Here is a 21,888-nt window from a genome sequence, read left to right as displayed (position 1 = left end):
ATTTCAAATAAAGAAGGTGAATGATACAAAAAAAGGAAAATGATTATTTCAGTGGAGTTTTCAAATTTGCAAGTAATTATTGGCTAAAAAATAGTGGGGGGAATGAAAAGTGAGAAGCTTGAAAAAACTGGTCGCTATAGGATTATCGACAGCCCTGGCATTTACATTAGCAGCCTGTAATAACAATGAAAAGTCATCTTCTGATGATGTTGAAAACGGAGATAAACAAGTGACCTTAAACTTTTGGACGTTCGGTGCTACTGGCTATGAAGATTTAGCCAAAGAATACGAAAAAGAAAATCCGAATGTAAAAATAAAAGTACGAGCAGCTGAAACGGCAGAGCACCATGATGCATTATTTACGGCACTATCGGCTGGGAGCGGTGCCCCAGATATTTCAATGTTGGAAATTGACCAGTTAGACCGTTTTAAAGCAGCGCAAGATCGATTTGAAAATTTATATGACCTCGGAGCGAAGGATATTAAAGCTCAATACTTGGATTGGAAATGGAGTACTGGTGAAAACAATAATGGAGGTTTCTTAATTGGTTTACCGACGGATATTGGGCCGAAAGCTTTATACTACCGCATGGATGTGTTTGAAGAGGCGGGCCTGCCGACTGAACCAGATGAAGTAACAAATTTAATTAGTTCACCGAAGGCATTTGAAGAAGCAGGTTTAAAAGTAAAAGAACAAACGGGTAAACCGTTTATTGATAGTATTGAAATGGCATTCAGAGCTTATTTAGATGCTGCAGAAGAAACCTTTCTTAACCCTGAAGGAGAATTATTACTGGAAGAGGACGGCAATGCTGTCAAAAACGCCTATGACTATGCAGTTAAATTAAACGAGTTAGGCATTGTAGGGAAATTTGAAATGTGGTCGCCGGAATGGGCAAATGCAGTAAATAAAGGAGAATTTGCAGCAGAGCTAGGTGCAGGCTGGCTAAAAGGCTGGATGGAAGGCAATGCAACAGAAGCGATCGGTAAATGGAGAGTGGCTACATTGCCATCAGAATTTGCAGCAAACTGGGGTGGCTCTTTTATCGCCATTCCAAAGGAAACAAAAAATGCGAAGGAAGCGTATGAATTTGTTGAATGGTTAGTATCACCTGATAATCAATTGAAATCATTCCAAGCAAAGGGACTATTCCCATCTGCACCATCTGTTTATGACATGGGTGAGTTTAAGAATAATGAAGATGAGTTCTTTGGCGGGCAGGCAACAGCACCTGTTTTTGCAAAAGCTGCCCAAGATATCAATGGCGCCATTTATAAAGGGGAAAAATATTTCCCAGTTTACCAGGAAGTGTTGAATGCCTTAAAGAATGTCCAATCTAAAGGGGCAGATCCAGAAAAAGAGTGGACTGAAGCCATTAAGCGGGCGAAGGATTTATTAAATCGATAGGTTAATAGTACTTTAGAGGTGGATGTGGGGCTTAATAGCTTCACTTTCCGCCTATTGATCGGAAAAGAGGTGTGAAAATGCATGCTGAAAGTAATAAGGAAAAGGTGAGTAAGAAGGGAGGCGTAAGTGTCTATCAAGAGCCAAGGAAGGAAAAGGTAAAAAAGAAGCGATACAGGTCTGAGGAGAAAAAGGATATGATTTCAGGCTATTTGTATATTGCACCTTTCTTTATCATTTTTTCCCTTGTTGGTTTATATCCAGCCCTATTTAGCATATACTTAGGATTTCAAAAATGGAATGGTTTAAGTCCGATGGAGTTTGTTGGATTATCAAATTTTAAAATTGTTTTAACAGACCCTCTATTTTGGAAATCGGTTTATAATACAATTGTTATGGGGATTATGGGTACCGCCCCACAATTAGTTTTCGGAATCATTTTTGCCTTTTTGCTGAATCTAGCCTTTTTAAAATTTAAACATTTTTTCAGGGTAACGATTTTTATGCCGTATATTACTTCTATGGTAGCCGTAGCCCTTATTTTCAGTGTACTGTTTAGCGATCACGAGTCTTCGTTAGTCAACTATTTGTTAAGTTTGGCAGGTGTTGATCCGGTCAATTGGAGCAGTTCTGAATGGGGGACGAAAATTGCTATTTCAATCATGGTATTTTGGAGATGGGTAGGCTATAACACGATTATTTATCTTGCTGGTATCCAAAGCATTCCAAATGACTTGTATGAAGCAGCCACAATTGATGGAGCAAATAAATTTCAGCAGCTGATCTACATTACGATGCCGATGCTGAAACCATTTATTATTTTAACTGTATTTACCTCGACCGTTGGGGCTTTGCAGCTATTCTCTGAACCTACCGTCTTTTTAGGAAATAGTGCGTTTACAAGAGATGAGGCTATGACTATCGTTATGTATTTGTATCGGGATGCCTTTAAATTGCAATCCTTTGGTACAGCATCTGCAACGGCGATTATTCTCTTAGTGCTGATTACCGTATTTGCACTTATTAATACATCTTTAATTGCAGGGAATGGAAGGAAGAAGCGGGGTGAAAACGCATGAGTAAATTAGAAAAAAGGAGAAGCACCCCTGTTAGCAGAATCCTCATTTATGTACTTTTATCCATCGTGTCATTATTTTCATTGTTCCCATTTTATTGGATGTTTGTCATGGCAACGAGTCCTAGCTCTGCCTATAACTCCATTCCGCCAACAGTTACACCAGGAAGCTTTTTAGTCGACAACTTTAATAAGGTTCTGGATAAAATTGATTTCTTTCAAGCGATGTGGAACTCCTTTGTTGTTTGTTCGATTGTGACCATGGTCGTTTTATTTATTAGTTCATTAGCTGGATTTGCCTTTGCGAAGTTTAAATTTCGAGGGAAAAATATCTTCTTTACGGCCATTCTATTAACGATGATTATTCCGCCGCAATTAGGATTAATCCCACAGTACTTCTTAATATCCAAGGCGGGACTCCTCGATACATTGCCAGGTGTGATGATATTATTCTTCCTAAATCCGCTCGGTATTTTTCTAATGAGGCAGTATATCAGTGAATCTGTACCTGATGAGTTAATCGAAGCTGCGAAATTGGATGGGTGTTCCAACTTTAAAATTTATCGAAGCATTGTGCTTCCGATTATCCTTCCTGCATTTGCAACGCTAGGAATCATCGTCTTTTCTGCAGCATGGGGAGAGTTCCTCTGGCAGTTTACCGTCTTAAGGGATCCGGAAAAATATACAATTCAAGTAGCCTTAGCCCAATTGAGCAATACACAGAATGTCGATTTCGGAATGATTCTATCAGGTGTATTCTGGGCAACGGTGCCGCTTTTGATTATTTTCTTATTATTTAACCGTTTATTTATTTCAAGTATTACTGAAGGATCTGTGAAATAGGAATTTTTTGCAAAATATCTTTGTTATCTATTTAAAACTTTTAGGAATCTAGCAATGATTATCTATTATTTTGTGAGAAATAGAAGGGATTAGAGATGAATTTAACTATTAAAGATATAGCACAAATGGCAGGTGTTTCCCAAGGCACTGTTTCAAAAGTAATTAATAATTATGCAGGCGTTAGTGAGAAAACGAAGAAACAGGTAATGGATGTCATTACGAAAATGGGGTATGAGCCTAACTTTTCTGCTCGAACATTGGCAACAAAGAAGTCAAATCTTATCGGACTTATTTACGCCGGGAAAATTAATGTTGATATGACACACCCTTATTTCAATGAGGTGATCTCATCATTTAAAAAAAATATTGGTTTACTTGGTTATGATATTTTAATGTTTTCTAATGAGCTTTTTCAATCAGACAATGGGAGTTATTTAGCGAGATGCAAGCATTTTCATGTAGATGGCTGTTTGGTTATTGCTGGGGAGGAGGTTGAGGAGGCTGTCTTTGATTTAGCCAAGGAAGGATTCCCTTGCATCGGAATCGATATTGAACTTAATGGTCCGAAGTCTAGCTACATCATGACAGATAATATCGATTTATCAAGAAAAGTAGTTGAATTTTTTTATCTTAATTCTATAAAAAAGATTGGTTATATTGGAGGGAAATGGGATTCAACTATCTCTAATTTAAGAAATCAAGGATTCTTTGAGGCTATGAATCAATTTGGCTTAGACGTTCGCGAAGAGTGGATTCAGTATGGTGATTTCCATGAGAAAAGCGGATATGAGGCGATGAAGAAAATACTAGAAGGCAAGGAGTATCCTGAAGCCATTTTTGCCATCTCTGACTTAATGGCGCTTGGTGCATTAAGGGCGCTGAAGGAGGAGGGACTTCATGCTCCTCACGATATTCGCATAATTGGATGTGACGATATTGCTGCCTGCCGCTATAGTGACCCAAAACTTACTTCAGTTAAACAAGATAAAGAGAAATTTGGAAAATTATCAGCTTATATGCTGAATGACTTAATAAATGGAGAGTCACAATTAAAGCCTGTATTAATTGACTCTGAATTAATAATCCGTGAGTCATGTGGAACAAAACAGTGATAATTTCTATCCCGTTCTTAGTAAGATCTCATTGATAGACATTCCGCTTTAAAGGGTTGATAGGAGGTTGTTTGGTGAATTACTATGCGGTTCTAGATGTTGGAGGATCCTCTATTAAATATGCGCTTATGGATGAATCGGGGGAGTTTATTGAAAAATCCTCTGTTCCTACTCCTAAAGAGAGTCTTGAATTATTTGTGGATCAAGTACATTTCATTGTTAAGGAATATCAAAAAATTCACGAATTAAGAGGCATTGCCATTAGCATGCCAGGTGCAGTAAATGTTGATACAGGGTACATTGCTGGATTAAGTGCACTTCCGTATATCCATGGACCGAATATGAAGGAGCTTCTTCGGGAAAGAACCTATTTAACGGTTGAAATGGAAAATGATGCGAACTGTGCTGCATTAGCAGAAGGGTGGATTGGTGCTGCGAAGGATGTAATGGATTACCTTTGTCTTGTGATTGGCACCGGCATTGGCGGCGCAGTCGTTCTTAATAAAAATATTCGCCATGGGAAAAATCAATTTTGTGGAGAATTTGGCTATATGATTATGGAGGATTATCTCGAAAGGCCAGAAGGAGAAACATGGAGCTCACTAGCTGCAGTTGGCGGATTGATTAAGAGAGTAGCTAAGCGAAAAGGAGTGGACCCAGTTAGCCTAAATGGCAGAAGGGTGTTCGAATTGGCAAATAATGGGGATGAAGAAGTTGCAGATGAAATAGAAAGGTTTATGAAGCGACTAGCTGTTGGGATTTATAATCTTCAGTATATGCTTGATCCGGAGAAAATTTTGATTGGCGGAGCAATCAGCAGTCGCGAAGGTTTTGTTGAACAGATTAATGAAATCCTATCTCAGCTTAAACTTAATCAAAATGACTTAACGATTCACGTTGAAAGATGCCAGTTTGGCAATGATTCAAATTTAATTGGTGCTTTATACCATTTATTACAAAGACAATCCATTGGCGAGAAGAGAGAGGCCATTCCAAATGAATAAGGGGCGTGTAAAATGATACATCATCAAACATTTAAATGTTTCCCAAAGGATTTTTTGTGGGGAGCAGCATCTGCAGCCTATCAAGTGGAAGGTGCGTGGGATAAGGAAGGAAAAGGGATTTCAAATTGGGATCAGTTTGTCCGGATTCCAGGAAAGACGTATAAGGGAACAACAGGGGATGTAGCCGTAGACCACTATCATCGTTATTTGGAAGATGTGAGATTGATGGCGGAGATGGGATTAAAAGCCTATCGTTTTTCTGTCGCCTGGACCCGAATTTTTCCTAATGGACGTGGGAAAGTGAATGAAAAAGGAATAGAGTTTTATGATCATTTAATTAATGAATTAATTAAATATAACATTGAACCAATCTTAACTCTATATCACTGGGATTTGCCTCAGTCACTTCAGGAAGAATATGGGGGATGGGAATCAAGAAGAATTATTGAGGATTTTACAAATTATAGTGTTGAATTGTTTAAGCGTTTTGGTGATCGTGTGAAATATTGGGTTAGCTTAAATGAACAAAATATATTCACAAGCCACGGATATCTTCATGCCACACATCCGCCGGGGATGAATGATGAAAAATTATTCTATCAGGTCAATCATCACGCCAATCTCGCCAATGCTAGTGTCATTAAGGAGTTTCGCAAATATGTTCCTGATGGAAAGATTGGCCCTAGCTTTGCCTATTCGCCTGCATATGCCGCTTCCTCCAATCCGATAGATATCCTAGCAGCCGAAAATGCGGAAGAGTTAAATAGTTACTGGTGGATGGATATATATGCATGGGGGAAATATCCAAAAATGGCATGGAGCTATTTGGAGGAAAAGAGGATTGCGCCTATTATTGGAGAAGGGGATTTCGAATTACTGCAAGAGGGCAAGCCAGACTTTATGGGAGTAAACTATTATCAGTCAACAACCTTTGAAATCAATCCTTTAGAAGGCGGCGTCGGCGCTGGGAAAATGAATACAACAGGTAAAAAAGGGACATCAAAGGATTCGGGAATACCGGGATTATTTAAAACGACAGCCAATCCAAATGTAGAAAGGACGAATTGGGATTGGAATATTGATCCTCAAGGCTTACGAATTGCCTTGCGCAGAATAACGAGCCGTTATGATTTGCCGATATTGATTAGTGAAAATGGATTGGGAGAATATGATCAGGTTGAACAGGGGGATGTCATTCATGATGATTACCGCATTGAATACCTCCGCTCTCATATTATTGCCATCCAAGAGGCCATTTCAGATGGTGTCGATCTGTTCGGTTATTGCGTATGGTCCTTCACCGACCTGTTAAGCTGGTTAAATGGTTTCCAAAAACGCTATGGTTTTGTCTATGTGAATCAGCATGAGGAAGGAAATCACGACCTCCGCCGAATGAAGAAGAAAAGCTTTTTTTGGTATAAAGAGGTTATTGACTCTAATGGAGAAAAATTGTTCTAGTTAAGAACGGATTTAGACGTGATGTAAAGGGGGACAGGGCAATGGCGCCTGGAAAAGTCCGTTGGGGAATGATTGGCTGCGGGGATGTAACAGAAGTGAAAAGCGGACCTGCATTTCAGAAAGCTGCAAACTCTGAGCTAGTTGCTGTTATGAGGAGAACAGGAAAGCTAGCAGAAGATTATGCAAAGAGACACAATGTACGGAACTGGTACGATAATGCGGATGCACTTATTAACGATCCAGAAGTCGATGCGGTCTATATTGCAACACCTCCTAGTTCACATAAGGATTATACCATTAAAGCGGCAAAGGCCGGGAAGCCTGTTTATGTAGAAAAACCAATGGCACTTAATTTTGCAGAATGCAATGAAATGATTGCTGCATGCAAGGCTGCAAATGTTCCTTTATATGTTGCTTATTACCGAAGGGCACAGCCTAAATTTATTAAAATCAAAGAGTTATTAGAAAGCAATAAGATTGGCGATGTTCGTTTCGTATCAACTACACATTATCAAAAGGCTGCTGAAGATGTAAAAAACAAACATAATCCCCCATGGAGAATCAAACCTGAATTGTCTGGTGGGGGGCTGTTTTTTGATTTAGGCTGCCATACACTCGATATATTAGACTTTTTATTAGGGCCTATAAAGGATGTGCAAGGCTTCGCTTCCAATCAAGCAGGCTACTATCGGGCTGAGGATATTGTAACAGGTACCTACCAATTTGAATCTGGCATACATGGTGTAGGATCTTGGTGTTTTTCTGCTTATGAAGATGTAGAATTAAATGAGATCATTGGCAGTACAGGGAAAATAACCTTTTCTACTTTTGGTCCTGATCCGGTGTTGCTAACGACAGTATATGGAACGGAGCAATGGAGTTTTCCGCCATTCCAGCATGTTCATCAACCCCTTATTGAACGGATTGTAGCAGATTTAACAAGAGGTTTTAGTCAGACACCTAGTACAGGATTGACTGGTGCTAGAACGACATGGGTTATGGATAAATTGGTGAAAAGCTTCGGAAGTTAACTGGAAAATTTAAATGATTGGTAAAAAAAGTACCCGCTAAGTAGAATTCATGCGTTTCTACTTTACACGGGTACTTTGAATATTAGCTATTGAACGACCTTAATATAAAAGTAAATATCCTGCCCAAATTTCTCCGGCTCTGCTAGGAGCTGGTATCCATGTTTGACGGCTTCTTCCGGGACACTGCGAAAGGATTGCGGACAATCCGCAATAACCTGGAGAATCTCTCCAATTTTCATCGTTTTTAGCGCATCCAGCGCATAAATAACAGGATATGGTCAAGGTTCACCACGAATGTCTAATGTGTAGTTGACATCTATTATCTGGGACATGAATTATACCTCCTTGGTAACGTGAGACATCCGTTCCGTTTTTTGCTGTTTGATTCCTGTTCCGTAACGGAATCGTTTTTCCCACCAATTTGAGAATAAAAGCCAAGCAGCCAGCATGGCCATTGTTCCAAATAAGGCTCCCATCGGTCCCCATTGTTCAATTAAATTAACTTTTGGCCAATTTTCCACAAGGGCATGGTAAATGCCGAGATGATCCCAGCCATAGGCAAGCACTGTCGCACCAATAATATTACCAGCGCCGACTACCCAATATAATAATTGGCCTTCCATTGCCCGATACATCATTCCCGTTTCGCAGCCACCTGCAAGCACAATGCCAAACCCAAAGAGGAGGCCGCCAATCACTGTGCTGGGAGCAGCTACTTTGATAAGGGCGATAGAGCCGCTTTGAATATAGAAAAATGTAATGACAACGCTGATCATCATACCAACCGCAATAGCTTTTGACATCACGGCACGGCCACTGATCCACAAATCGCGAAAAGCAGAAGTGAAGCAAATTTGACCGCGTTCAATGAGTATACCAAACAAGGCTCCTGCAATACAAGCAACTGCAAGAAGGGTCTTACCTATTGCGAAAAAGTAAAAAATGATTGCTAGGTACAGAATAGCAAATACGAGACCTAAAATCGGCTGAATACTCTTTTTCTGAACATCCGTTGTTCCAACTGGGCTTATCCTGCCTTTTATCATGGTCGGTTTTCCTCGCCACCATTTCGTATTCACGACTTTGACACCAAAGTAGGTTCCGATGGCTGTGGTCACCATAAAGATCCATGCATGGAATGAGAATTGAGGTACGCCTGTGAAAAAAGCCGCTAAATTGCAGCCAAGAGCAAGGCGTGCACCAAACCCTGCGATGATTCCCCCAATGAATCCTTGGAATAACCTTCTCTTTTGTTTTGGTATGCGGATTTTAAAGCTGCTGCTTAGTAAAATCGAAATCATTGCGCCAATAAGCATCCCAATGACAATCCAGCCATCCGTTCGGCTAATGGGATTTCCTTCGAGACCTACTAGTTGGAAATATGCCCATTGCGATACATCAATGCCAAACCATTCTAAAATATGCCCGCCAAATCTGGTGAATTCCCCGGTAACCGCCCAAACCGTACCTGTAATTCCAAAATACAAAGCACTGACCAGGCCTGCAATGCCAATGGCGATGTATGGGTTCCAATACTCTTGGAAGACTTTCTTGTAAAGATTCATGGCATGTAACTCTCCCTTTTATAGAGACTATTGAAACAGTCCTTCAGATAATCATAATGAGAATGTTCCTATAGAATAGTCCTAAAATAATTGTGCAGAAAAAAATGCCTAGGGGTTTCCAGGCATACTTACTCTTAATGTAACTATTTTTATGTTACAAGGCAATTCAATTTATCGATAAGTTAGATCAATAATTATCGTAACTTTGAATATAAGAACAGCCTATAAAAATAAATAAGCTAGACAGAACATATCACTAATGACTTGTCCTATCTAGCTTATATTCTATTAATTTCGGATTAGATAATCAAATGCGCCTAAGGCAGCAGTAGCACCCGATCCCATCGATATAATGATTTGCTTATAAGCACTATCAGTACAGTCGCCTGCAGCAAATACGCCAGGAATATTCGTTGCCCCACGCTTGTCTACAATGATCTCACCGGTTCTAGTGCGGTCAACCGCATCACCTAACCATTCGGTACTTGGTACAAGACCGATTTGAACAAACACACCTTGCAATTCAACATGATGTTCTTCTTCTGTTGCACGGTCAATATACGTAATACCGTTAACCTTATCAGTTCCAGTAATTTCCTTTGTTTGCGCATTTTTTATAACTGTTACATTTGACAGGCTGTAAAGGCGGTCCTGCAATACAGAATCGGCTTTAAGCTCAGGTGCAAATTCAATAACAGTCACATGTTTTACAATGCCTGCAAGATCAATGGCTGCCTCGATGCCTGAGTTGCCGCCACCAATAACTGCAACGTGCTTTCCTTCAAATAATGGACCATCACAATGCGGGCAGTATGCCACACCTTTGTTCTTAAATTCAGCTTCACCTGGGACGCCGACATTACGCCAGCGAGCACCTGTTGAAAGGATGACTGTTTTACTTTTTAGAACAGCTCCGCTTTCTAGTTCTACTTCTATAAGGTCTTTCTTTTCTAAACGTTTTGCACGCTGTAAATTCATTACATCAATATCATATTCTTTTACATGTTCTTCAAGGCTTGCAGCAAGCTTAGGGCCCTCAGTATATTTAACACTAATAAAGTTTTCAATGCCAAGCGTATCCATAATCTGACCGCCAAAGCGCTCTGCTACAATACCTGTACGAATGCCTTTACGTGCTGTGTAAACGGCTGCACTAGCACCGGAGGGACCTCCGCCAATAACAAGGACATCAAATGGATCCTTGTCAGAGAGTTCAGAAGGGTCTGGAATGCTCCCCATTTTCGCAAGGATTTCCTCTAATGACATACGGCCGCTGCCAAAGACTTCTCCATTTAATAAAACAGTTGGTACTGCCATTACGTTCTTGCTTTCAACTTCTTCTTTGAAAGCAGCCCCGTCAATCATTGTATGTGTAATACCAGCGTTGAGAACACTCATTACGTTCAGTGCCTGTACAACATCAGGGCAGTTATGGCAGCTTAAGCTAACGTATGTTTCAAAGTGGTATTCGCCTTTAATGCTTTTCACTTGATCGATTACTTTCTGATCGATCTTCGGAGCTCTTCCGCTTACCTGCAGTAAAGCTAACACTAAGGAAGTGAATTCATGTCCAAGCGGAATCCCGGCAAAAGTTACCCCAGTGTTCTCGCCAATACGATTGACGCTAAAGCTAGGTGTTCTTTCTAATGTTGTATTTTCAACCTTAATTTTAGCTGACATTGTTGCTAGTTCATCAACTAAGGTTAACATATCCTTTGATAATTCATCAGTTCCAGCACTGACTTTGAGCAGTATATCGTTTTCCAGCAATTGTAGATATTGATCGAGTTGTGCTTTAATATCAGCGTCTAGTATCATTTGAATCTTCTCCTTAAATTTTGCCTACAAGATCAAGGCTTGGCTTAAGTGTTGCAGAGCCTTCCTTCCATTTTGCCGGGCAAACTTCACCTGGATTGTTGCGAACATATTGTGCTGCTTTAATTTTGTTAATTAGTGTGCTTGCATCACGGCCAATGCCATCTGCATTAATTTCAACAGCTTGGATAATACCATCTGGGTCGATGATGAACGTACCGCGATCTGCTTGTCCTAATTCTTCAACTAATACGTCAAAGTTACGGGAAATAACATGTGCTGGGTCACCAATCATTGTATAAGTAATTTTGCCGATTGCTTCTGATGAATCGTGCCATGCTTTATGTGTAAAATGAGAATCTCTAGAAACAGAGAATACTTCAACTCCAAGTTCTTGAAGCGCTGGGTATTGCTCTTGAAGGTCTTCTAGCTCAGTAGGGCAAACGAATGTAAAGTCTGCTGGATAAAAACAAACAACACTCCATTGACCTTTGAAATCTGCTTCTGAAACTTCAAAAAATTCTCCATTTCTATATGCATGTGCGTTAAATGGTTTAACCTCTGATCCAATAAGTGACATAGTAAAAATTCCTCCTAAAGTTAGGTTTTAATGGTTATAGATAGTTTGTTCAATGGGTACTGAGAAAAGTTATCTATCTATAACAATTTCTTGTTTATATTAATTATTATATAGGCTTAATTATTAATGTCAACATAAATGCAATAATTATTTTAATTAAATAGTAATTTTACATCCAATGTACTTATTTATTCTGCTTTTTTCTATCAATAGGCAAGGGAATAATGATTTCAAAATACAATATTCCATTCTCATTTAGCGAAGAAGTTGGTAAATGGATGACGTTTCCATTCCACTTCAGTATAATTCAACTATAGAAGAACGATTAGGACGGTGAGAAAAGGGTGAAGAAGATAACCGTTGAAAACTTGGTTCGTGAGTTTGCCTTGAAAGTAGTAGCTGGTCAAAGCCAGCTTCAAAAAAAAATAACACAGTCGCGTGTGCACCGCCCGGGCTTGGAATTTGTAGGCCATTTTGATTTTTTTCCAACAGAACGAGTTCAGATTCTAGGAAAAAAGGAAATTACTTATCTGCATAAGTTAAGTAAAGAAGAACGTAAAGTCCGAATCGGAAACATTGTTCATTATCACCCTCCATGCTTTATTGTAACTGCTGGTGACGATGATCTTACTTATTTAACTCACCATTGTGTCGAACAGGGTATTCCTTTGTTAGTGGCAAAAAGATCTGAGGCCACTTCAGAGTTTATTACTAGATTAGATGCGTATTTATTAAAGGAATTAGCTCCAGAAATTGCAGTACATGGAGTTTGTATGAATGTGTCTGGCATTGGCATCTTACTTCGCGGGAACTCGGGGGTTGGAAAAAGTGAAACGGCACACACATTAATTCGGCGTGGACACCGTCTTGTTGCTGATGACATCGTTGTCCTAAAGAAGCTCAGTCAACAAACAATCTTGGGTACTCATGATGAGAAAACAAAGGAATTTTTAGCGCTTCGAAGTATTGGCTTGCTGAATGTAGTTCGATTGTACGGTCGCAAGGCTTTTCAAGATGAGACACGAATAGCCCTTGATATTCATTTGACGAGATGGGAAAAAGATGCCCTGTATAATGAATTGGATCAGAAGTTTCATTATACAGACTACATGGGGGGTAAAATTCCATCTATTGAAATTCAGCTGCAGCCTGGAAGAGATGTGGCTGGGTTAATTGAAGCAGCGGCAAACAATTGGTATTTGAAGCAGCAAGGCTACAGCGCAGCAGAGGAGTTTATGAGCAGAGTGAGGGAGGATATCTCCGAAAAATGAATTGGTCATTTAAATCTTAAAGTCAGCAGTTAATATAAAAATATCCCGTCTAAGGCTATTTACAGTAGTTTGGTAGAAACTTTTGGACCATATCTCCAACTTTATACAGAGAACAAAAATACGAATAATATTATTTGTTTTTATAAATTGTTCGTGATTTTACGATTTATATCATTTTTTTAGGGTGTCAAAGTATTTTTTTAATCATTTACGAATGATTGTTAGTTGACTTCGTTTGATGGAGAAAATATTTACGTTTATAGAATTTTATTCGAAGTTCTTCCTATTCGCTCCTTTTCATTAATCTAGTAAAGTAATCGGCGCATGCGCCGATTTCTTGAAATTCACCTTAAAAACTGGCAGGTGATTATTTTAATGTAACTGTAAGCTTATATGGAGATGTGCTTGCTTTTCCGAAAGCTTCACTAACTTCGATATAATATTTACCTTTTTCTAATTCTGCGTTTGCTAATTCTTGGTCATTTGCACCATATTGGTCAAAGCTCTTAATCAATTTTCCTTTTGAGTTAAAGATTTTCAATACTCCATCAAGTGAACTTTCCATATTAAGAACCATTGAGACTCTAGATTTCTTGTTTAAGTCTAGGACGAAATGATCGATATCGCCAAATGGAACACCGGCATTCATATATCCTTGGCCTTCAAATTTAGTATTGTTTATTTTTTTCAATTTTAATGGCTTTTCAGGAACATGATTTGTCACTTTTCCATCCTCATCAGCTAATTGATCTTTTAAGCCAACTAACTTAACTTGATAAGGTTTAAGGTTTAGGGAAGAGAACATGGACTCGATAACGATGAAATAACCATTCCCCTTTTTGGCTTTAAAGGATGCTTCAATGTCCCCAGGAGAAAGATTAAATATACTTGCTCCAAAAGGAACGGCTGCTTTAATCTCGTTAGTATCAATTTTTTTGTTTCCGTTTGTATCTTCAATTAGTAAACCCGAGAAAATATGCTCATCTAGCAGGTCTTTAGGCAATTTATTTAATTCTTGAGCAGATAATTTTTTCTCTAAAATTTTTAAATCAATAATTTGATCTTTACCTGTATGTTTATAATAATAAAAATCTGTATCACCTTCATAAATGAAGTAGTTATCATAAACTTTTCCCTGCTGAATGGCAACTGCATTTTCGATGCTGTTATTGTCTAAATCCTTTTCAGGTGAGTTCGTTACTTTCTTAATTGATAGTGTATAAGGATCAGCAGAAATATTACCTGTAGCATTTTCTAGTTCAATGAAATACTGTGTATCTTTTTTTAAGGCAACATATGGAGATGGAGTGCCTGCCATTCCTAATAAGTCAAGAAGGCCTCCTCCACTTGACATGCTTTGATAAGGTATTAGCATTTTTGATTCTGAATCATACTCATAAATTGTCGTATTTATTTGTTGACCAGATCCTTTTTGTGCAAATAGACTATAAATGGAATCTTCAGAAGGGTTAATGGAATAATAGTCCTTATCCCCGGAAATTTGGAAAAATCCTTTTTGCTCTTTTTCTGTTAGTGGAATTGCATTTTTACGAATAGCCTCAGTTTGTATTTCAGAAAAGAAATCATCCTCTTCGCTCAATAGCTCATCGATCTTGTTTGCATGATCAGTAGTATCTTGTTCCTCCAAATTTAATGGTAGACCATCTTCATCCTGAGGAAGCTGAACTTGTTCAATTTTTAAATTATAAGGATAAGCATTATAGTCAAAAGAAATTTCTTCTTCCGTTCCTTCTATACCCAATCCCTCACCTAAAAGAGAGCCAATATCAAAATCAAAGTCTAGCATATTCTCATTTGATACTGTTAATAAGTACTTAACTCCAGGCTCAGCTTGGAATGAAAGATGTTTTTCATTTCCTATTCCATTATCTTCGGCATTTGCGAGTAAAATGGGCTCTGTTTCTTCATCGTTAAGCATGGAAACAAAAAGGGAAGAATTTACACCAGGTATGCCATCTAATGATGTTGATAATATGGTTGGTTCAGCAACTTCGAAAGCAAAGTAATCATAATCAGGCATATTGTCTGTGTTAAAAAGTGTTAATGGTTCATTTTTTTGCTGCTTAGAAGAGTAAGGGAATGCTTTTACTTCGATAGGACTTTGGATTGAGTTAGAATTTGGTATTAATTGGGCGAATTTCTCCGCTTTAAAGGTATATGTAGATTTACCTGATTTACTATAATTTCCGTTTACATCAGTAATACCGATAACTAAAGTACCTTCATTCTCTGCACTAAATAAGTATGCTTCTTGCTCACCTGCTTTTGCCCTATTCATTTTTATTGGCTCGACAGTTTTTGCCTCAGAGCCTTTAGGATAAAAATAAAAATCCATTTTGTAGTCATAATTTTTAGCAGGATCTAATACGGTTTGAACATGCTGCCCGTTTTTAACAGGGATTTTATAATAATGTGATTCCTCTTGTGCAGTTAATTTTCCTTTTTCAATATTTTCACCTTGCTCTTTCAGAGGCTTTGCTGTATTAATTTGTTCAATGCCTTTCAGCTTTTTATACTTAGGAAGCTTTTTTATATCAAATTGTAAAGCTGCAACAGGGTTGATCAATCCATTTGCAAATATAGGATCATACCCTTTTTCACCTAAATCAGTTGCCGTATTTTCAATAATATATTCAATTTCATATGGTGTTAAATTCGGATATTTCGATTTTAATAGTGAAACAGTACCAGCTATGACAGGAGAAGCCATTGATGTTCCAGTTAATTGCATGAAAGTGTTGGGCTTATTGTCTGTATAAGCAGAACTATAAATATCTTCACCAGGAGCAACAATATCTACACTAGGGCCATAGTTAGATGACTCAGACAGCTGTTTTTTACTATTAATATTTCCTACACTAATTACACCTGGATAAGCTGCAGGATAGGAATACTCATCAGTAGATTCATTTCCAGCTGCTGCAACAACCGTAATACCAGCATCAATTGCTTTTTGGACAGCGTCAGCAGTAATTGGTGAACTAGAAGGACCACCAAGGCTCATATTAATGACATCTACTTTTTTCTCGATCGCATGCAAAATGCCTTGGGCAATTATGTAATCATTTGCAAATGGTTGTCCACCAAAAACATCAATTGGCAAGATTTTTGCATTCGGATTCACTCCGTGTCCACCAATGCCATTATTAGCTGTTGCTGCAATGATTCCAGCTACATGTGTACCGTGAAGATCAGGAATGCTTGATTTCGCTGGTGCTGCTGCATTATAAGGTGTTACAACTTGTGCTGATAAATCAGGATGTCGATAGTTAACACCAGCATCAATGACAGCAACCGTTACTTGATGCTTTCCAGCATATTTTAAAGCCTTATCAATATTTAATATTTGCAAATGATACATTTTATTTTTTTTCGGATCAACTTCACCAAATTTTTTATATTTGACACTTGGGGTGATGGATGTAATTTCTGCTTGCTTCTTATAAGTTTTTAAGACATCGCTTAATTTGCGTTTTTTCGGAACATAGACAACATCGTAGCCTAGTCCAGGAAACGAATTAATAACTTGAGTTCCTGCTTTTTTATGAATGTTTCTTGGGATAGCCTTGTTATATTTAATGATTAATGTGTCTACATCAAGGGTTTCATTACTTTTTTTGTTATTTTTATATGCTTCGAGTTTTAGCTCTGCTTCAGATTTAGCTAAGTTTTTTACGATGGCCTCTTTGCTCGCTGCAATACTGCTATAATCTTGATTATTTTCAGCAGCGCTAGCTAACGAAGGGACAACTAGTATAGCAGATGCAGCAACGGCTAGTGATTTTTTCCAAATGTTTCTCACGAGTGTTCCTCCTTCAGTTATGTAATACTAACATTTGTTTTGATTAAATGGTTTTTTAGAATGTTGAAGACAATAAGAATAATGATAGTTTTCTCTAGATTAATTTGAACTGCTTTATTAGAAAAATATTTTTATTATATTTAGTTGTTTATTGCTGAATTTCACCAGCCTTCTCTTTATCTTGCATACGAATGCCTTTTCAAAATTTTAAGATGCACTTTTCATTCCATTATTCTTTTTCTCCAGCGTGATACACTATTAATAATGCTTGCAATTAATAGAGCTTTATTCAAAAACCACTTATTCACGAACATGATGTAATACGTGTATAACTACTTAGTAGTTTCATAAAATAACAAGAATTACTATTAAATGGAAAATAAAAGTATTTTCTTAATATTTCAATTAGGAATTGTAACTAGTTATATCATTAATATATTCATCTCTTAATATTCCTGTTTTTCACAAATGGAAAGGCTGCCCACCTTTTTACCAAATTTAAATAGTTTATTATTATCAGAAATTAGTAGATATTTTAATCTATTAATAATTATAATAGACTATGAGGTAGTTATATAATTAATACAGAGAAGGTGTGTTCCTAAGTGGCTCCAAGATTAGTTGCCACCTATGCAGCAATGCCTACATTTTTTGGCGAATATAGCGGATAAGGAAGGTTATTATGAGCAGCGTACAGAACAAAACAGACGTTATCTTAATTGGTGCCGGAATTATGAGCGCAACTTTAGGATCTTTACTGAAAGAATTAGCACCGGAATGGGAAATTAAAGTGTTTGAAAAACTTGCAAATGCTGGGGAAGAAAGCTCGAATGAGTGGAATAACGCGGGGACGGGTCATGCGGCACTGTGCGAGCTTAACTATACATCCGAAAAACCAGACGGATCGATAGACATTAGCAAAGCGATAAAGGTGAATGAGCAGTTTCAGCTTTCAAGACAGTATTGGGCATATCTTGTTAACAACAATCTGATTCATAATCCGCAAGACTTTATCATGCCAATCCCACATATGAGTTTAGTTCAAGGGGAAGAAAACGTATCCTATTTGAAAAAACGATTGGAAGCGCTGTCAAACAATCCTCTGTTTCAAGGTATGGAATTTTCTGATGATCCTGAAACACTGAAGAAATGGATTCCGCTTATCATGGAAGGCCGTACTTCGAATGAACCGATTGCGGCAACAAAGATTGACTCTGGAACGGACGTCAATTTTGGTGCATTAACACGCATGCTGTTTGACCACTTAACGAGAAACAGTGTTGAGATCAATTACAAGCATAGCGTGGAGGATATTAAACGTACGAACGACGGCTTGTGGGAAGTGAAAGTCCGTGATATTGATGGCGGCAAAACAGAATCTCATACAGCAAAATTCGTCTTTATTGGCGGGGGCGGTGGAAGTCTGCCTTTACTGCAAAAAACCGGTATTCCTGAATCAAAGCATATTGGCGGATTCCCGGTGAGCGGATTATTTATGGTTTGTAATAATCCAGAAATAATCGAACAGCATCATGCAAAAGTATACGGAAAGGCAAAAGTTGGAGCTCCTCCAATGTCTGTTCCGCATCTGGACACAAGATTTATTGATAATAAGAAATCATTGCTGTTTGGACCGTTTGCTGGCTTCACACCAAAGTTCCTTAAAACAGGTTCAAATTTAGACTTGATCGGTTCCGTAAAACCGAATAATGTCATTACAATGCTGGCAGCAGGTGTAAAAGAAATGGCATTGACCAAATATCTGATTCAGCAAGTGATGTTATCAAATGAAAAGCGCATGGAAGAATTACGCGAGTTTATTCCGAATGCAAAGCTTGAGGATTGGGATATCGTGGTAGCAGGTCAACGTGTACAAGTTATTAAAGATACAGATGCAGGTAAAGGAACGCTCCAATTTGGAACAGAAGTGGTTAGTGCTGCGGATGGATCTGTGGCTGCTCTTCTTGGCGCTTCTCCAGGTGCTTCTACTGCCGTACACGTAATGCTGGAGGTATTAGAAAGATGCTTCCCAGAGCATATGTTTAAATGGGAAGCAAAAATAAAGGAAATGATTCCTTCTTATGGCGTGTCACTAACGGAAAATCCTGAACTTTTCCAAGATATTCATACATCAACAGCACAGACGCTTGGTTTAAGCGAAAAGAGCGAAAAAGAATTGGTTTATAGTTAATTCTTTGGTTGCAGATACGCTGTATTGAAAAAATAGATTGTCCCTATGGGTATCTTAATACCTAATAGGGACAATTTTATTTTTACATAATAACAATGGTTTAAATAGCTGGTACTCTTCCGTTGTAATTTGCACTATTTTTCCTCTCTTCGTTTAAAATGATTTCTTCAGCTGCTTGTTTTCCGCTGCTAATGGCTCCTTCTGCCAGAATCGAGTGGGGAGAAGTCCAATCCCCTGCTATATATAATCCCGGAATTTCTGTTTTAGAACGATGAAGATTAAGCTCATCTCCTATTTGCGGTAAGCGCTGATTTACCGTAATGTCAGGGATAAAGCGTTTTGAAATGACATATTGCTGCCAGCCTGGCTGCAGTCTATCTAAAAATTGTTCAAGCTCGTTTTTTACACTTGGTCCATCAACATGTTCATTTGGATAATGATATTTAAATACATGCAGCACTGCATTCTTTGTATGATCAGAGAGGCGGGCGTAAGTGGAATGAACAGAATAATAGAGAGGGTCCGTGGTCCCCATAGCGAACAATTGCTTTGGAATAGGCAGCTGTGTTAAAGCGACATCTAATGTTGCCCCCTTTACAGGTGTTATTTGAGCAAAAAAATCCCTATTAGGAAGGCTCGCTTTTTCCCCTAACATATGAATAAGTTCGTTTGGACCAGTTGTACAAATCACATATTTTCCAAGAGTTTCTTCGCCATTGGATAGAGTAAATTTAAATTGGTCCTTTTTGGGGTCGCGTTCCATTTGTTCAACAAGAGTATGTGAATGAACATGAACTCCGGAGACAATTGCTTTATTGTGAAGCTGGTCAATGATCGTCTGCCAGCCGTCATCAAGATATAGTACGCCTCCCATCGCATATTTTAAATGTGATACTGCTACTCTTGCGCTTATCTTTTCTGGAGCATGACAATAGGTGGCAAGTCTGCCAAGCGTATAAGGTAATGACTTAATAGTGTTTGATTTGGTCATTTGATGAACCCATTGTTGGAAAGTTTGGTTTGTTAATTTTTCAGGATCTGCACTCATGATTTTCAATATAACGGCAATCCACTCCATCCTCTCTTTCGAATGTAGAAATCTAGTTGTGAATAGTTCAAAAGGAGAAAATGGGGCAGTGTATTCAACATTGTTTTCAATTAATGTGCCGCCTAGTTTAGGGGATTTCCCATTAAGATGAATACCTAAATCTTCGAGAATGAACCTGGCTTTTCCTTTTTTATAAAGGGCATGAGGGCCAAGATTGAAATGCTGTCCATTCATCTTATTTGTTCTAGCCCTTCCGCCAACACTTTTTCCCTTTTCCAAAATTAAAATAGATAAATTCGTATTCATTAAATAGTTAGCTGCAACATAGCCTGCTAATCCACCGCCAACAATGACAATATCCCATGTTTGTGTCATATAATAACCTCCTTTTATTCTTTCATAACTCAAGACGATGAAGGGTGAATAGTTGTGACACTGTTTTAAAAAAATAGCAAAGGATTATATTATTGACATGATGTATATAACTTCACAAAATAGATATATTTATGTATAATAAATTTATCCTAGGTATTCATTTTAAAATGAATTTTTTGAAAAATAAGTATACGAGTTTTCTAAATGAAAGGGAGATTATAATGGGACGTTTATCTGGTAAAGTAGCGATTATTACGGGTGCAGCATTAGGTATGGGAGCAGCTGAGGCGAAGCTTTTTGCAGAAGAAGGAGCAAAGGTTGTTGCGACAGATATTAAAGATGATGTGCTGCAGGAAGTAATCAATGAAATCAAAGCAAGTGGCGGTGAAGCCATTGGCTTGAAGCACAATGTCGTTTCAGAAGAAGAGTGGAAGAACGTTATTCAAACAGCGGTTGATATGTACGGTAAAGTCGATATATTAGTTAATAATGCTGGAATAGCAAGTCCAAAAACAATGACACAAATGGAAATGGCTGAGTGGAATAAGGTTATGGATATTAACTTAAACGGTTGTGTCCTAGGAATGAAGTATGTGATTCCAGAAATGCAAAAGGCAGGCGGCGGATCCTTAATTAATATTTCCTCAATCGGTGGAATTGTTGGGATGGCTGGGTCAAGCCCATATACAGCTGCAAAAGGTGCATTACGCTCATTATCAAAATCAGCTGCTGTAGAATATGGCAAGGATAAAATTAGGGTGAATTCTGTTCATCCTGGTATTATTGAAACACCAATGACGGCTGACTCTTTCAAGGATGCACTGCCTTTCTATAAAACATTTACACAACTTCCTTATTTCGGACAACCTGAAGATGTTGCTTACGGTGTATTATTCCTTGCGTCGGATGAATCACGCTTTATGACAGGTGCAGAGCTTGTCATTGATGGTGGCTGGACAGCTCTATAATGTTTACATTAAAAATCCTCTCAAACTATGGGGCTGTTGACAAACTAATAGGATTTACCAATACCTGTGTAGAATTTAATTATTCTATACAGGTTTTGTATTGGGGGAATTTTTATGATGGGTCGTAAAGATGAATATCAAAGTAAACTAGAGTTTATTGATTTAAATACATTTGTTCCTTCAAATCATATTCTTCGCCAAATTAATGAAAAGATAGACTTCTCTTTTGTATATAACAAAATGGAAAAATATTATTCGAAACTCGGCAGGAAATCACTTGATCCTGTACTTTTATTTAAGATGTTACTCATTGGCTATCGTGTA

General features: G+C 38.1%; 17 protein-coding genes and 1 riboswitch. Of the genes, 11 read left to right on the top strand and 6 right to left on the bottom strand.

Annotation, left to right across the window (positions count from 1 at the left end; translation table 11 throughout):
* Window positions 1-109: 109 nt before the first annotated feature.
* The 7 genes from AN957_RS26115 to AN957_RS26085 all read left to right on the top strand — a co-directional run bounded on the left by AN957_RS26115 (window position 110) and on the right by AN957_RS26085 (window position 7,928).
* Entirely contained in the window at window positions 110-1,408 is a 1,299-nt protein-coding gene (locus tag AN957_RS26115) for an ABC transporter substrate-binding protein (RefSeq protein WP_082446769.1), read from the top strand.
* 77 nt (window positions 1,409-1,485) lie between these two features.
* Window positions 1,486-2,484: a carbohydrate ABC transporter permease gene (locus tag AN957_RS26110; protein WP_231690171.1), complete on the top strand. Its 999-nt coding sequence runs from the start codon at window positions 1,486-1,488 to the stop codon at window positions 2,482-2,484.
* Window positions 2,481-3,323: a carbohydrate ABC transporter permease gene (locus AN957_RS26105; protein ID WP_053478364.1), complete on the top strand. Its 843-nt coding sequence runs from the start codon at window positions 2,481-2,483 to the stop codon at window positions 3,321-3,323. The genes AN957_RS26110 and AN957_RS26105 overlap by 4 nt, the downstream gene beginning before the upstream one ends.
* A gap of 95 nt (window positions 3,324-3,418) precedes the next feature.
* Complete coding sequence (locus AN957_RS26100; RefSeq protein ID WP_053478365.1) at window positions 3,419-4,435, top strand: LacI family DNA-binding transcriptional regulator; 1,017 nt, start codon at window positions 3,419-3,421, stop codon at window positions 4,433-4,435.
* Between the two features lie 74 nt (window positions 4,436-4,509).
* The gene (locus AN957_RS26095) at window positions 4,510-5,439 is read left to right on the top strand and encodes an ROK family protein (RefSeq protein WP_075209267.1); all 930 of its coding nucleotides are present in this window, start codon (window positions 4,510-4,512) and stop codon (window positions 5,437-5,439) included.
* Window positions 5,440-5,451: 12 nt separating this feature from the next.
* A complete protein-coding gene (locus AN957_RS26090) occupies window positions 5,452-6,897 on the top strand; it encodes a glycoside hydrolase family 1 protein (protein ID WP_281176522.1) in 1,446 nt (481 codons plus the stop codon).
* Window positions 6,898-6,938: 41 nt separating this feature from the next.
* Window positions 6,939-7,928, top strand: a complete 990-nt coding sequence (locus tag AN957_RS26085; RefSeq protein ID WP_056686962.1) for a Gfo/Idh/MocA family protein — start codon at window positions 6,939-6,941, stop codon at window positions 7,926-7,928.
* 86 nt (window positions 7,929-8,014) lie between these two features.
* Here the strand turns inward: AN957_RS26085 and AN957_RS27270 are convergent, their stop codons facing one another.
* The 4 genes from AN957_RS27270 to ahpC form a co-directional block, all read right to left on the bottom strand.
* Window positions 8,015-8,194: a sulfurtransferase TusA family protein gene (locus tag AN957_RS27270; protein ID WP_268877052.1), complete on the bottom strand. Its 180-nt coding sequence runs from the start codon at window positions 8,192-8,194 to the stop codon at window positions 8,015-8,017.
* Window positions 8,195-8,263: 69 nt separating this feature from the next.
* Window positions 8,264-9,493: a selenium metabolism membrane protein YedE/FdhT gene (gene yedE, locus AN957_RS26080; protein ID WP_053478367.1), complete on the bottom strand. Its 1,230-nt coding sequence runs from the start codon at window positions 9,491-9,493 to the stop codon at window positions 8,264-8,266.
* Window positions 9,494-9,781: 288 nt separating this feature from the next.
* The gene (ahpF, locus tag AN957_RS26075) at window positions 9,782-11,311 is read right to left on the bottom strand and encodes an alkyl hydroperoxide reductase subunit F (protein ID WP_053478368.1); all 1,530 of its coding nucleotides are present in this window, start codon (window positions 11,309-11,311) and stop codon (window positions 9,782-9,784) included.
* A 13-nt stretch (window positions 11,312-11,324) separates the two neighbouring features.
* Window positions 11,325-11,888, bottom strand: a complete 564-nt coding sequence (ahpC, locus tag AN957_RS26070; RefSeq protein WP_053478369.1) for an alkyl hydroperoxide reductase subunit C — start codon at window positions 11,886-11,888, stop codon at window positions 11,325-11,327.
* 344 nt (window positions 11,889-12,232) lie between these two features.
* Between ahpC and hprK the strand changes: the two genes are divergently transcribed.
* On the top strand, window positions 12,233-13,159 hold the full coding sequence (hprK, locus tag AN957_RS26065) for an HPr(Ser) kinase/phosphatase (protein ID WP_056686959.1): 927 nt from the start codon (window positions 12,233-12,235) through the stop codon (window positions 13,157-13,159).
* Between the two features lie 29 nt (window positions 13,160-13,188).
* Window positions 13,189-13,288, bottom strand: a riboswitch (purine riboswitch).
* A gap of 238 nt (window positions 13,289-13,526) precedes the next feature.
* Here the strand turns inward: hprK and AN957_RS26060 are convergent.
* Complete coding sequence (locus tag AN957_RS26060; protein WP_056686956.1) at window positions 13,527-16,982, bottom strand: S8 family peptidase; 3,456 nt, start codon at window positions 16,980-16,982, stop codon at window positions 13,527-13,529.
* Between the two features lie 682 nt (window positions 16,983-17,664).
* Between AN957_RS26060 and AN957_RS26055 the strand changes: the two genes are divergently transcribed.
* Window positions 17,665-19,173 carry a malate:quinone oxidoreductase gene (locus tag AN957_RS26055; protein WP_056686953.1) on the top strand — a complete coding sequence of 503 codons (1,509 nt, stop codon included), beginning with the start codon at window positions 17,665-17,667 and terminating at the stop codon, window positions 19,171-19,173.
* Window positions 19,174-19,273: 100 nt separating this feature from the next.
* Here the strand turns inward: AN957_RS26055 and AN957_RS26050 are convergent, their stop codons facing one another.
* Window positions 19,274-20,596, bottom strand: a complete 1,323-nt coding sequence (locus AN957_RS26050) for a phytoene desaturase family protein (protein WP_056686952.1) — start codon at window positions 20,594-20,596, stop codon at window positions 19,274-19,276.
* A gap of 221 nt (window positions 20,597-20,817) precedes the next feature.
* Between AN957_RS26050 and AN957_RS26045 the strand changes: the two genes are divergently transcribed.
* Together AN957_RS26045 and AN957_RS28215 are read left to right on the top strand one after the other, a co-directional pair.
* Window positions 20,818-21,564: an SDR family NAD(P)-dependent oxidoreductase gene (locus tag AN957_RS26045; RefSeq protein WP_053478374.1), complete on the top strand. Its 747-nt coding sequence runs from the start codon at window positions 20,818-20,820 to the stop codon at window positions 21,562-21,564.
* Between the two features lie 114 nt (window positions 21,565-21,678).
* On the top strand, window positions 21,679-21,888 hold a 210-nt coding region (locus AN957_RS28215), incomplete at its 3' end, for a transposase (RefSeq protein WP_075209266.1).

The sequence above is a fragment of the Cytobacillus solani genome, assembly GCF_001420595.1.
In the GTDB taxonomy this organism is placed as follows: domain Bacteria; phylum Bacillota; class Bacilli; order Bacillales; family Cytobacillaceae; genus Cytobacillus; species Cytobacillus solani.
This window is presented reverse-complemented; position numbering and strand designations above follow the sequence as displayed.

What these genes read in the sequence shown, in the direction of transcription:
- AN957_RS26045 (WP_053478374.1), top strand. Translation starts at nt 20,818, where the DNA reads ATGGGACGTTTATCTGGTAAAGTAGCGATTATTACGGGTGCAGCATTA.
- ahpC (WP_053478369.1), bottom strand. Translation starts at nt 11,888, where the DNA reads ATGTCACTTATTGGATCAGAGGTTAAACCATTTAACGCACATGCATAT.
- yedE (WP_053478367.1), bottom strand. Translation starts at nt 9,493, where the DNA reads ATGAATCTTTACAAGAAAGTCTTCCAAGAGTATTGGAACCCATACATC.
- AN957_RS26110 (WP_231690171.1), top strand. Translation starts at nt 1,486, where the DNA reads ATGCATGCTGAAAGTAATAAGGAAAAGGTGAGTAAGAAGGGAGGCGTA.
- ahpF (WP_053478368.1), bottom strand. Translation starts at nt 11,311, where the DNA reads ATGATACTAGACGCTGATATTAAAGCACAACTCGATCAATATCTACAA.
- AN957_RS26055 (WP_056686953.1), top strand. Translation starts at nt 17,665, where the DNA reads ATGAGCAGCGTACAGAACAAAACAGACGTTATCTTAATTGGTGCCGGA.
- AN957_RS26105 (WP_053478364.1), top strand. Translation starts at nt 2,481, where the DNA reads ATGAGTAAATTAGAAAAAAGGAGAAGCACCCCTGTTAGCAGAATCCTC.
- AN957_RS26085 (WP_056686962.1), top strand. Translation starts at nt 6,939, where the DNA reads ATGGCGCCTGGAAAAGTCCGTTGGGGAATGATTGGCTGCGGGGATGTA.
- AN957_RS26050 (WP_056686952.1), bottom strand. Translation starts at nt 20,596, where the DNA reads ATGACACAAACATGGGATATTGTCATTGTTGGCGGTGGATTAGCAGGC.
- AN957_RS26100 (WP_053478365.1), top strand. Translation starts at nt 3,419, where the DNA reads ATGAATTTAACTATTAAAGATATAGCACAAATGGCAGGTGTTTCCCAA.
- AN957_RS26090 (WP_281176522.1), top strand. Translation starts at nt 5,452, where the DNA reads ATGATACATCATCAAACATTTAAATGTTTCCCAAAGGATTTTTTGTGG.